This window comes from Microcoleus sp. Pol11C2 (assembly GCF_036701505.1).
Taxonomy (GTDB): Bacteria; Cyanobacteriota; Cyanobacteriia; order Cyanobacteriales; family Microcoleaceae; genus Microcoleus.
Genome location: NZ_JAUBQX010000010.1, coordinates 119,384 through 130,965 on the forward strand (window position 1 = coordinate 119,384; position 11,582 = coordinate 130,965).

11 protein-coding genes and 1 pseudogene are annotated in these 11,582 nt (G+C 45.3%); 8 read left to right on the top strand and 4 right to left on the bottom strand.

Going from position 1 to position 11,582, the window contains the following annotated elements; all coding sequences use genetic code 11:
* Positions 1-486: 486 nt before the first annotated feature.
* A complete protein-coding gene (locus tag QUA42_RS09140) occupies positions 487-705 on the bottom strand; it encodes a hypothetical protein (protein WP_333040721.1) in 219 nt (72 codons plus the stop codon).
* 165 nt (positions 706-870) lie between these two features.
* Between QUA42_RS09140 and egtC the strand changes: the two genes are divergently transcribed.
* From egtC to egtD, 3 genes are all read left to right on the top strand, one after another.
* A complete protein-coding gene (egtC, locus tag QUA42_RS09145) occupies positions 871-1,659 on the top strand; it encodes an ergothioneine biosynthesis protein EgtC (protein WP_333137010.1) in 789 nt (262 codons plus the stop codon).
* The gene (locus QUA42_RS09150) at positions 1,631-2,905 is read left to right on the top strand and encodes an ergothioneine biosynthesis protein EgtB (RefSeq protein ID WP_333137011.1); all 1,275 of its coding nucleotides are present in this window, start codon (positions 1,631-1,633) and stop codon (positions 2,903-2,905) included. The genes egtC and QUA42_RS09150 overlap by 29 nt, the downstream gene beginning before the upstream one ends.
* A 380-nt stretch (positions 2,906-3,285) precedes the next feature.
* Positions 3,286-4,341 carry an L-histidine N(alpha)-methyltransferase gene (gene egtD, locus QUA42_RS09155; RefSeq protein ID WP_333137012.1) on the top strand — a complete coding sequence of 352 codons (1,056 nt, stop codon included), beginning with the start codon at positions 3,286-3,288 and terminating at the stop codon, positions 4,339-4,341.
* Between the two features lie 289 nt (positions 4,342-4,630).
* Here egtD and QUA42_RS09160 read toward each other — a convergent pair whose 3' ends face one another.
* Together QUA42_RS09160 and QUA42_RS09165 are read right to left on the bottom strand one after the other, a co-directional pair.
* Positions 4,631-5,242: a hypothetical protein gene (locus QUA42_RS09160; protein WP_333137013.1), complete on the bottom strand. Its 612-nt coding sequence runs from the start codon at positions 5,240-5,242 to the stop codon at positions 4,631-4,633.
* A gap of 409 nt (positions 5,243-5,651) precedes the next feature.
* Positions 5,652-5,972, bottom strand: coding sequence for an RNA-binding protein (locus tag QUA42_RS09165; RefSeq protein WP_333137014.1), 321 nt, complete (start codon positions 5,970-5,972; stop codon positions 5,652-5,654).
* A 109-nt stretch (positions 5,973-6,081) separates the two neighbouring features.
* Between QUA42_RS09165 and QUA42_RS09170 the strand changes: the two genes are divergently transcribed.
* The 5 genes from QUA42_RS09170 (at position 6,082) to QUA42_RS27695 (ending at position 11,075) form a co-directional block, all read left to right on the top strand.
* Positions 6,082-6,234 (top strand): hypothetical protein, encoded by a 153-nt coding sequence (locus tag QUA42_RS09170; protein ID WP_333137015.1) that lies wholly within the window; start codon positions 6,082-6,084, stop codon positions 6,232-6,234.
* Between the two features lie 1,152 nt (positions 6,235-7,386).
* Positions 7,387-8,196: an SDR family NAD(P)-dependent oxidoreductase gene (locus QUA42_RS09175; RefSeq protein WP_333137016.1), complete on the top strand. Its 810-nt coding sequence runs from the start codon at positions 7,387-7,389 to the stop codon at positions 8,194-8,196.
* Positions 8,197-8,416: 220 nt separating this feature from the next.
* On the top strand, positions 8,417-9,253 hold the full coding sequence (locus QUA42_RS09180) for an MBL fold metallo-hydrolase (RefSeq protein WP_333137017.1): 837 nt from the start codon (positions 8,417-8,419) through the stop codon (positions 9,251-9,253).
* 164 nt (positions 9,254-9,417) lie between these two features.
* The gene (locus QUA42_RS09185) at positions 9,418-10,482 is read left to right on the top strand and encodes an aldo/keto reductase (protein ID WP_333137018.1); all 1,065 of its coding nucleotides are present in this window, start codon (positions 9,418-9,420) and stop codon (positions 10,480-10,482) included.
* Between the two features lie 434 nt (positions 10,483-10,916).
* On the top strand, positions 10,917-11,075 hold the full coding sequence (locus QUA42_RS27695) for a transposase (RefSeq protein WP_445301299.1): 159 nt from the start codon (positions 10,917-10,919) through the stop codon (positions 11,073-11,075).
* Between the two features lie 288 nt (positions 11,076-11,363).
* Here the strand turns inward: QUA42_RS27695 and QUA42_RS09190 are convergent.
* Positions 11,364-11,582 (bottom strand): annotated as a pseudogene (locus QUA42_RS09190) (IS630 family transposase); the annotation flags it as partial.

Genomic DNA, 11,582 nt, shown 5'->3' on the forward strand with positions numbered 1-11,582 from the left:
CTACCAAAACTAGGGACAAATGCTTTGGTAGTGATGAAAAATAGTCATATTAATAGACAAAAGAAGTAAAAAAAACTAATCAAAAAAAAGGCCGAAAGTAATATAATTGTCGCCCCCTTCGCCCGATTGATCACCAACCTAAGAATTTATAGTTATAGTTCAAACATAAATATATTTTCAGTTTGCTCAACAAAACAAATTTATCACTAATTAGGAAAGACGATCGAGTTTGCATTCCGTCAACTTTCTAAGCAAGATATTTGGAACTGGTTTACAGACTGCTGTTATTGTACTTCATCAATCTGAGAAAGGCTATACGGGAATCGCTTGTGTCTGTGCAGATTTTCTAGCGGGGACTGAGCAATGCAATCTAGCCAAGTGTGCAAATCCCATAAGGGAAAAACGCGGAAAGGCAAACTGTGAAGTTTGGAAGCCCACGCCATAACTGTAATCAGTTTGGCGTTGGGAGGATGTTACTGCTTTTCCTTAGTCGATCGAGATTGACTGAGGCCCGGTGCTTTTACCGTTGGTGGGTTCGGCTGGGGGAGTAGTGTAGGAAGTTGAACCAGCTTGCTCGTCGATCCAGCTTTTAACGGGATCTTCGTGAAGGTTGAGTCGAAGCAGGCCAGATAAAAATCCGCCCGCGAAGGCGATCGGCTGTTCGATCAATTCTTTCGCCATTGGGATGAGTTCGTCGATGAACATTCAAGAGTCTCCTTGTGTTGCAGGGGTTCTACCTTAACTGTATCGTTTGTACTGCGATGCTGGCAGCGGGCTACAAAAAACCTTGTTCCCAGCACTGAAGATGGGCGATCGGGCAATTTTTCGGCTAATGACTTACAATGCTAATCACATTGCTGCAAAAATTTTATGTGCCGTTTGCTTGGCTACCTCGGGGAGCCGATTTTACTCGATGCTATTCTGTACAAGCCGGAACATTCCCTAATTGTGCAGAGTTACGATCCCCGCGAAATGACTTCTGGCCTACTCAATGCTGACGGTTTTGGTATTGGTTGGTATCACCCCCACCTAGATACTGACCCGTTTACTTATAAAAATGTACAGCCAATTTGGAGCGACGTTAACCTTCCGAGTATCAGTCGATACGTTGAATCTGGATGCGCGCTCGGATACGTTCGCAGTGCAACTTCAGGACAAGCTGTAGATTTGAGCAACTGTCAGCCGTTTCAGAACGATCGCCTGCTGTTCGTACACAACGGCTTCGTGAAGAATTTTCGGCAAACTCTTTACAGACCAATTCGCGATCGACTCACCGATACCATTTATCAATCAATTAACGGCACTACAGATTCAGAGCATATTTTCGGCTTGTTTGTCAATGAATTGACAGCAGCCAATCTAACTCTAGAAGCTGCTTTGCGAAACTCGCTGAAAACTTTGGCAGAGCTAGCAAACTTTCACCAAGTAGAATTTTCAGCTAATATAATTATCAGCGACGGACACCAGCTCGTTGCCTCTCGCTTTGCTTCCCAAAAAACCCCTCCTTCCCTCTATTGGCTGCGAGACGATTTAAATTTCCCAAATTCTGTCATCATTGCTTCTGAACCTTTATTTGCTGGCAATTGGCACGAGTGTCCAGTCCAGAGCATTATCAGTACCGGAGTAGATCGTGATATCGAAATCTATCCAATCTTGTAGAGAGGCAATTTATCGCGATTTGCAGCAGTGTCGCCGCGGCACTTTCAAGCTATTTACAGACATCGACTACGATACTTTTTGCCGCCAAGCTCATCCTGATTTTAGTCCAGTTGGCTGGCACTTAGGTCACATTGCTTATACTGAGGATTTGTGGCTGTTGCAACGATGTGCTGGCTTGGGACCTGTCTTCCCTCAGTATCACCAACTGTTTGCTGCTGATATTTTGCCGAAAAAACAACGGGTTTTTCTGCCGACGTTACCTGAAGTTGAATTATATCTGGACGCGGTGAGAAAAAAGGTGTTAGATTATTTGGAAGTAGCGCCGATCGACGAGCAAGAACGTCTCTGGCGGTTTATTATTCAGCACGAAAGCCAGCACTGCGAAACTGTTGCTTTCGTGTTGCAAATGCACAGGAAGAAGGAAGAAGGAAGAGGGAAGAAGGAAGAAGGAAGATTAATTACCAATTACCAATTACCAATTGCAGATTACCAATTACAAATTACGGATTCCCAGGCGATTGAAATTCCGGGCGGGGAATTTTACATGGGAAGCGATGCTGCTGAGGCTTTGGATAACGAGCGATCGCGCCACCTGTGTTATTTAGAAGCATACTCGATCGATCGCTATCCCGTCACTTGCCGTCAATACCGAGATTTCATGCAATCCGGCGGCTATCAAAACCCTGATTGGTGGTCAGCGGACGGCTGGAAATGGCTGCAAGGCGAAGCCGTCTTTCAACCGCTTTACTGGTCAGAAAATCCAGCTTTCAACAACCATCCAGTCTGCGGCGTGAGTTGGTACGAAGCCGAAGCTTACTGCAACTTTGTTGGGAAGCGTTTGCCATCGGAAGCAGAATGGGAAAAAGCTGCGAGTTGGGATGCCACAAATCAAACATATCGCATCTATCCTTGGGGAGAAGAACCGCCAAACGGCAGCCTGTGCAATCACGGCAATAATATTGCCAATACCTCGCCAGTTGATGCCTTTCCCAAAGGAGCAAGTGCGGCAGGCTGCTATGATATGTTGGGCAATGTTTGGGAGTGGACTGCTTCAACTTTTGACGCCTATCCGGGATTTGAAAGTTATCCTTACAGGGGATATTCTCAAGTTTATTTTGATGGAGAACACCGGGTTTTGAAAGGCGGGAGTTGGGCGACTTTTCCGCAGGCACTGCGATCGACCTTTCGGAATTGGTACTATCCGGGCGTGCGGCAAATTATTGCTGGTTTTCGCTGCGCTAAGTAGTTCGCTAGGTAATTATAATTACCATCAAGTTTGTTCATAGTGAGGAATTTATTCATCGGACTTTTCAGATGAACAAATTCCTTAATACTTGCATTAGAAAGCTTATTTGACGAAAATCAGATAAATGGCTGGAGAGGAAATTGGGGAAAAATTGGGTTTGCGAAATGCCTAACTTTTTTCCATGTAACAAGCTCAAAGAAAACAAGTTTGGTTAAGTATTCAATAATTTTTGTGGATAAATTTTAAGTTTTAATTGTGGATGCGATCGCCATCGGGTGAGACAATACAGAACGGAGAGTGACCTGAAAAATCTGACTTGAGCGCGATATTTGGCAACGCGGCTGCGTGCTATACCGATATGTGCATCTAAAAATTACTTTATGAAATCCCCAAGACTCTCGGATACGACAAACTCAGCCTTAACTAAGGAAAACCGCCTGCACTTAGAGCGACTGGTGAGCGCTGCGGCACTGACACCCGCAGAAATCAATGCTGGCAGCGATGCAGTTAGCGGGTTGACTCAAACCCCCAAATCCCTGCCTCCAAAGTATTTCTACGACGATCGCGGCTCGAATCTGTTTGAGTTGATTTGCCAGTTGCCGGAATACTACTTGACGCGCACTGAGACGGCAATTTTGCAGGGGTGCGCGGGGGCGATCGCCAATTTAACTGGCCCCTGCGAAATCGTCGAACTCGGCAGCGGTAGTTCCACCAAAACTCGGATTCTCCTTGATGCTTACAGTCAACTGGAATATCCCCTGCACTATTTGCCGATCGACATCAGTCCTAGTATCCTAGAAAGCAGCGCTTGTCAACTTTTGGCAGATTATCCGTCCCTCCAGATTCACGGACTTGTCAGCACATACGAATTAGCCTTAGCTAAAATTGCACCGTCACCGTTGCCAACCCGAATGATTTGCTTTCTAGGCAGTACCCTCGGGAATCTCAACGCTCAAGAATGCGATTTGTTCTTCTCGCAAATTGTGGGTGCATTGCAGCCGGGAGAGTATTTTTTGCTAGGAATTGACTTGGACAAATCTAAGGATATTTTAGAACCTGCATACGATGACAGTCAAGGAGTAACGGCAGCATTTAACTTGAATATGCTGCGACATTTAAATCGAAAATATGAGGGGAATTTTGATTTAGCACAGTTCGAGCATTGGGCTTTTTACAATCAAGAGGAATGTCAAATTGAAATGCACTTAAAAAGTAAAAAAGCGCAAACAGTGCAGTTGCGTTCTCTCAATTTAACAATTGAATTTGCAGCGGGAGAAACTATCCGCAGCGAAATATCGCGCAAGTTTAATCTTAATACTGTAAAAAAAGAACTTTCGCAGCGTGGTTTAATGCCAGTGCAGGTTTGGACAGATCCAAATCAGTGGTTTGGCTTGATGCTTTGTCAGATGTCAGTTGTTAATTCCGCCTGGGAATGAATTCCCATGCTAATAGCTAAAGTCCTCGCTATGAGGACTAAGGAGTTTAACAGGAATTACGCACTCTAGATGATGTTGCAAGGCTTTGAGATTCTTCAGTTCCTTCGCAATGCTCAGGACTCAGAAGGACATAGTTACGTTGTTAATGCGTAAGTCCTATCGAGCGTCCTCATAGCGAGGACTTTAGCTTTGAGGCAGGGAATTCATTCCCTGCCGGATTGTGGGTTTAACGTTTAACAAGTCAAATCAGGACTAAAGTCCTGACTACAAACAAATTACTAATTACCAATTAACAAATCGGCCGCTGTCCGGGTTTGACGGCGTGAATGTACTCGCTGCCCGAGCTCGGCCATCCCCGCTTATAATAAGCTTCCTCCGGCTTCCCCCAGCCCAACTGCAACAAAATTTCTAGAAAATCCAACTTTTCCCACTTCGAGAGACTGGCCCATTCTGTGCGCTGGGCTAGAGCCTCTACATCAACCGGCTCAATCGAGCGAAAATCCTTCCCGCTGTTAATGCTTAAATACAAATCCATCCCGGCAGTTACCTGCTGCCAGAATTCCAACATAGAAATCTTAGCTGCCTTCAGCGTGATCAAATCAACCGGTAGAGCTATTAATTCGTCATCCACTGCTGGATAGCGTAGAGTATTGCCTTTAACCGCCATTTCCCGCCAGACAATCCCAGAAACTTGATGTTCCCGCTGGTATTCGTGCACGGCAGCCTTAAAATTTTGATAGGCAGTGAACTTCTGAACGCCCTCAGATGTGAGAAAGCGGTCAATCACGGGGTTGCCTGTAGCAGGAGTTTCAGTCAAATTGAGACGCCGCCCATGCAAGCAGGCTTGGCGCTCTTCTTCGAGGATTTTAATGAGTTCCGCCGTGCTGTAGACCTTGGACATCTTTATTGAGGCAAAATCAAGATATTGGCTGATATTCGGCTGGTTTTCTCGACTAATCTTCGGTAAAGATAGTTTGGCTGTTTTGGGCAATATTCAGTTTTGCCGTTATTCTAACTTTTCTTGCTGCTTAATTCTAGTTCGATAGTTTACAGGAGTCGAGCCGCGAAATCCCGACAGCCTCTTAAAAAAACAAGTTAAGAGGATACCGAATCACGAACTAGAGTGGGAACTGCACCGCAGACGTACCTCGCGCGATTTTTCGCCAAAAACAAAGCCCCCTCCAAGGAGGGGGCAAAACTGATTTAGAGGTTTGGGAGTTTTATTTGATGGGTCGATCGAACAACCCGAAAAAAAAGCAGCATTCGCACCTGCCGTCAACTACCAAAACTCAAATTTTCAGTGTCAAAGCTTAGTAGCGTCCGCGTGAAGAGCGATCGTTGTCGCCCCAGCCACCGCCACCGCCCGAGGAGCGTCTGTTGTTGTTGTTTTCGCGAGGTTTGGCTTTGTTGACTTTCAAGTCGCGGCCCATCCACTCAGCACCGTCTAGAGCTGCGATGGCTGCTGCTTCTTCTGCCTCGCTTGCCATTTCCACAAAAGCAAAACCCCGCATCCTGCCTGTTTCCCGGTCCATTGGCACTTGGACGCGGCTTACAGTACCGTACTCGGCAAATACTTCGTTGAGGTCCTCTGATGTTACCTCATATGAAAGATTACCCACGTAAATCGACATAAAATCTCCAGAATCATTAGGGTGCAGAGATTTAGATTCGGAGAGACGCTTGTAAATAAACACCAACAAACTACGCAACCGAATTTAATTCTTGGAAAACCACTATAACATGAAGCCAGCAGAATCAGCAATTGGCTGTCATAATTTTCAATTTTCGGTGCCGTCGGGAAATCGCCAACAGAAAGTATTCGTGATAACTGACATCTTACACTCTTGGCGTCATCCGCTTGGTTTCTTGCTGCGCGATCGACCTGATATCTGAGATTTTTCGTCGCTGTTACCAGGTTGATTGGGTGTAATTGAGAACAATGCCTGAGATTAACTTATAAGTGACATCACGCGCTGTTCTCCCTGGGCAAGCCTCCTGCCCGTTCCACCGGAGATAAATGTTTTTAGCCCAGGATTAATCTTCTGAGTCAATCTCCCATCTTTCATCTCCCGTCTCTCATCGCATCCAATTTAGCGCCAGAGAATGGCGGTTCCCAAATAATTATCAAAAGAGTTATTAGCCATATCTACGCGCATTTTATACATATAAACATCAAATTTCACCCGATATAGAGGGACTTTGCCAGAATTGCCCTCTTGAATTGCGGCTATTCCTGCATACGGAGGAAAATCAATGGTAATTTTTATTCAAAATAGATTCACTTTGAGCTTAGTAAAAATCTCATTGGCAACTCTCAATACATTGTAAAGATGTAAAAAATGATTGCACTTACCCGGTCAAAAAAAATTAAATGTTGATAGTCTGGAACAGAATTGCTCACGGCTTCAAAACAAAACTGACTTTTAAAGAAACAACAGAGGTGATTATCTGGTCTTCATCATACAAACTATATCTATATTCTGTATTTGTGATCTACTTAATTTTGTGCCGTCGCTAGTTTGTCAACGAGCTCCTAATCTTTGAGCGGTTCCTCTGCCAAATTTATATTCTAATTATTGGTTAGGTGGGGATATTATTTAACCAGCCTTAAATATTAATTTGCTAATCTTTTAGAGTTTCTAAATTCTAGGGATTTTTCTAAATAAACTAAGAAAAAACTTTTTAACAAAAAACACAAAAAATCAGCAGTTTTAGCTATATCGTTGCATCATTCAGTAATGATGTAATCATTATTTTTAATATAAGGTTTTCCTTTTATTCGTTTTTTAACGCTTTCTGTAGTTTCTCTATGGCCTCTTTCTCTGAGATGATTCTCTGCTGTCATTTTCACACTAATTACATGAAGTTTGTTTTCGATTATCCCGTATTTAAATGCCTAACAGCTTATGTCCTGGGAAAGATGCGATCGCACTCCTACCTCCCTAGCATTGTAAAAGTTGAAAGCCCACAGTACACAAAGATTGTCTGGTACAGAGAGAAGCAAGTCTAGACAAACGAGCGTGAAGCAGTTACAGAGGATTTTAGATGGTTATAAACAGTTCGTTGACCCGGCCCTTGGCTGTCGTGACGGGTGCCTCTAACGGCATCGGCTACGAACTCGCCAAACAGTTCGCTCAAAACGGATTGGATCTCCTAGTCACCGCCACCGGATCGAGCATCAATGAAGCGGCTCAAGCCTTTGAGGGGCTCGGTGCCAAAGTCGAGACAGTGGAGGCAGACCTCGCTACCTACGACGGTGTTGAGACGCTCTACAACCAGATAAAAGCGACTAATCGGCCAGTGGATGCGATCGCAATTAATGCCGGTGTCGGCGTCGGGGGCGACTTTGCCCGCGAGACAGACTTGAAGGACGAACTCAATCTGATTAACCTCAACGTTGTCTCGTCTGTGCATTTGGCTAAACGGGTAGTTAAGGATATGGTCGATCGCGGCCAGGGACGGATTCTATTCACTTCCTCCATTGCCGCCCTAATGCCGGGGCCATTCGAGGCAGTCTACGCGGCATCTAAAGCATTTATACACTCCTTCTCAGAAGGGCTGCGTAACGAGTTAAAGGACACAGGCGTCACCGTTACCGCGCTGATGCCGGGGCCGACGGATACCAACTTCTTCCATCGGGCGGGAATGGACGACACGAAGGCGGGCGCAGACAAGAAAGACGACGCGGCCGAAGTTGCCAAGCAGGGCTTCGAGGCGCTGATGGCGGGTAAGGACGACATTATCGCCGGTTCACTCAAGACAAAGATTCTTGCCAGCGCGAGCAAGGTTTTGCCTGATACCGTTAATGCCGAAATGCACCGCCAGCTTACTGAACCGGGTTCTGCTAACAAATAATTCGCGCCGATCTTACTATTCTTATGTGCAGATTTAAAGAAAGTAAACATCGCAGATAATGGCAAGATTGCAGCCGATAAAAGCGTGTTTACTTCTCCCAGTAGTAACAGATTTAGCGAAGTTTTCTCAGGCGTTCATCGATGCCATTACGCAGCATCGGCATTGGATGCGAACTGAGGAATAAATGGTTCCCGCCTAAGTAATTTAGTGCAGCACATTTATGCAAATTCATCATCTCAATTGTGGCTGTATGTGTCCCATTGGTGGGGCGCTTTTCGATGGCTTCAGTCGGGGTTTGACGGCTCACCTCGTCTGCCACTGTCTGCTCGTTGAAACGAATCAGGGACTTGTTCTGATTGATACCGGTTTCGGATTGCGGGATATCGAGTCGCCTTACTCTCGGCTCAGCCCGTTTTTCGTCCACTTTAATAACATCCAGTTCGATCGCAAGTACACGGCAATCCATCAAATTGAACAGCTCGGATTTTCACCAAGCGATGTGCGCCATATTGTGCTAACCCACCTCGATTTCGATCATGCCGGTGGTCTAGAGGATTTCCCTGAAGCAACGGTACACGTCATGCAGGCTGAAATCAATGCCGCACACGATCGGCACGGTTTCATCACAAAAAGGCGCTATCGTCCGGGGCAGTGGGATGAAGTCAAACGCTGGAAATACTATTCGGCGGGTGGCGAACCTTGGTTCGGTTTTGAAGCAGTCCGCGACCTCGACGGGTTGCCGCCGGAAATTTTGCTAATCCCGTTGGTAGGGCACACGCGCGGTCATGCTGGCATTGCCATTGATACACCTGATGGCTGGCTGCTGCACGCAGGCGATGCCTATTTCTACCGACACGAGATGGATGCCGCTAACCGACGCTGCACACCCGGTCTGCGCGCCTACCAATGGATGATGGAGGTCGATCGCAAGGCTCGGTTGCTCAATCAAGGCCGGCTGCACGCATTATCGGTGGAACATAGTAAAGATGTGCGCCTGTTTTGCAGTCACGATGCTATTGAGTTAAAAGCCTTCGTTGACGGGTCTAGTAGCTCTTAAAACTAGAAATTTCATCCTTACTATTGATTAGGTAAAGTAGGCGGTTGGAGAAGTTGCAGCCGGACTGCTGTCTGGATTTTGAGACATCTTAAATTTACAACTCAAAACTCTTTAGTGCAGCGAAGCGGTGAGTGAGTCATAGTAGTTTCTTGAAGAAGGCATTTATGAATATCAGCAGACGCAATATGTTAAAAGTAACTTCTGCTTCGGGTTTGGTTGCAGCAGGGCTGGCTGCTTCAGAAGGGTTGTTGAAACCCGTGTTAGCTCAAGATGAACTGACTCAAGTAGAGGTTAAAAATGAAGTAGCCCAAGCTCAAACCCAAAGCGGGGAGATGAGTTACAGGACGCTGGGACGCACAGGAGAGCGAGTGTCTGCAATTGGCTTGGGGGGACACCATATCGGACGCCTTCGAGAGGAGCAAGAAGCTATTAAGCTGATCCGCAGTGCGATCGACCGCGGCATCAATTTCATGGACAATTCTTGGGATTATCACAACGGACGCAGCCACCGCTGGATGGGTGCAGCGCTCAAGGATGGCTACCGGCAAAAAGTGTTTCTGATGACCAAGATTGACGGCCGCACCAAGGGCGCTGCGATGATGCAGATTGATGAATCACTGAAGGCGTTGCAGACGGATCGCATTGACCTGATGCAGCATCACGAAATTATTCGGATGGAAGACCCCGATCGCATTTTTGCTCCCGGCGGGGCTATGGAGGCGGTAGTAGAAGCGCAGAAGGCGGGCAAGATTCGCTACATCGGGTTTACAGGACACAAAGACCCTTTGGTTCACCTGCGAGTGATGGAAATTGCCGCTCAAAACAATTTCCGTTTTGACGCGGTACAGATGCCGCTGAACGTGATGGACGCTCATTTTAGAAGTTTTGAGCAACAAGTTCTGCCGGTGCTGGTGAAGAACCAAATAGGTGTATTGGGGATGAAATCTATGGGCGACCCCTACGTGCTTAGAAGCAATACAGTAAGTCCGATCGAATGTCTCCACTATGCGATGAATCTGCCTACTTCAGTCGTGATTACTGGCATTGATAGTATGCAAATCCTCGATCAAGCGTTTGAGGCCGCTCGCACCTTTAAGCCGATGGATCAAGCACAAGTTGCAGCAATGCTGAATCGCACTCGCGAGGCGGCAGCAAAAGGGCAATACGAACTGTATAAAACTACCAACCAATTTGATAGTACCGCCATGAACCCATCGTGGCTAGGATAAGCAGTTTTGTATTATGCATAAGCAAATCTAAGATGAGGCAGAAATTATTTCTTTAGATAACCCACAAAGGCTAGAGGAGAGGTTGTCTCCGGCTCTTTTGGATTGTTTATAGGGAGCTAGGTTGAGCAGATTGGATGATATCAATTCCGGTAGCATCGGAATAGTAAAATCCAGTCAACAGTCAACAATCACAGATGATGCAACCGGAATCCATCTAATTCATCTGCGTTAATCTGTGTTAATCTGCCTGTGTCTGCGGTCAAAAAAGAGAATTTCTTCAGCGCCGATGACAAGGGATTGACGCTGATTCACGCAGATCAAGAGAAGAGAGATAGGAATAATTCCGATGCTAACAGATTTGATATGAGCCTCTTTAACGCCTGAATGGGTGGATTTTTTTCAAAACACGATAATTTCACAACACTGTAAGGGAAATTGGTAAGGAAACAAAAAGGCGTGCAGTTGTTTTCCTGGATAATGTCCCAGCTCACCAAGTGGCTTCGATTGAACCATTGATTCAATCGGTCGGCGCTAGTGTTCTTTACCAATCACCTTATTCACCCACTTTTAATTTTATTGAATATTGGTGGTAACAACTCAAAGCTTTTTTATATCAATTCCGGTAGCATCGGAATAGTAAAATCCAGTCAATAGTCAACAATCATAGATGGTGCAACCAACCGAAATCCATCTAATTCATCTGCGTTAATCTGTGTTAATCTGCCTGTATCTGCGGTCAAAAAAGAGAATTTCTTCACCGCCGATGACAAGGGATTGACGTTGATTCACGCAGATCAAGAGAAAAGAGATAGGAATAATTCCGATGCTAACAGATTTGATATTATAGCAATCCTAAATGATTTTCTATACCTAGAGCAATCCTAATTAATTTTATCCGTGCAATTATATTGATGTATTTTGGGGAAATTAAATTTTTGTTCGTTAGTAAAAAATTCAAACAAAAATTTCACAATTTTAAAAGACCTACATAAATACCAATACTTTCTTAAAAAGTTTTTAGCTTGTAACCAAATATCTTCAACGGGATTTTGTTGGGGAGCATTTGGAGCAAATAAAATACAAGTAATTGACCACTCATC

Excerpts from the sequence above, each read along its gene's own strand:
- QUA42_RS09170 (WP_333137015.1), top strand. The coding sequence starts at position 6,082 with ATGAAGCCAGCAGAATCAGCAATTGGCTGTCATAATTTTCAATTTTCG.
- QUA42_RS09185 (WP_333137018.1), top strand. The coding sequence starts at position 9,418 with ATGAATATCAGCAGACGCAATATGTTAAAAGTAACTTCTGCTTCGGGT.
- egtD (WP_333137012.1), top strand. The coding sequence starts at position 3,286 with ATGAAATCCCCAAGACTCTCGGATACGACAAACTCAGCCTTAACTAAG.
- QUA42_RS09140 (WP_333040721.1), bottom strand. The coding sequence starts at position 705 with ATGTTCATCGACGAACTCATCCCAATGGCGAAAGAATTGATCGAACAG.
- QUA42_RS09175 (WP_333137016.1), top strand. The coding sequence starts at position 7,387 with ATGGTTATAAACAGTTCGTTGACCCGGCCCTTGGCTGTCGTGACGGGT.
- QUA42_RS09165 (WP_333137014.1), bottom strand. The coding sequence starts at position 5,972 with ATGTCGATTTACGTGGGTAATCTTTCATATGAGGTAACATCAGAGGAC.
- QUA42_RS09160 (WP_333137013.1), bottom strand. The coding sequence starts at position 5,242 with ATGTCCAAGGTCTACAGCACGGCGGAACTCATTAAAATCCTCGAAGAA.
- QUA42_RS09180 (WP_333137017.1), top strand. The coding sequence starts at position 8,417 with ATGCAAATTCATCATCTCAATTGTGGCTGTATGTGTCCCATTGGTGGG.
- egtC (WP_333137010.1), top strand. The coding sequence starts at position 871 with ATGTGCCGTTTGCTTGGCTACCTCGGGGAGCCGATTTTACTCGATGCT.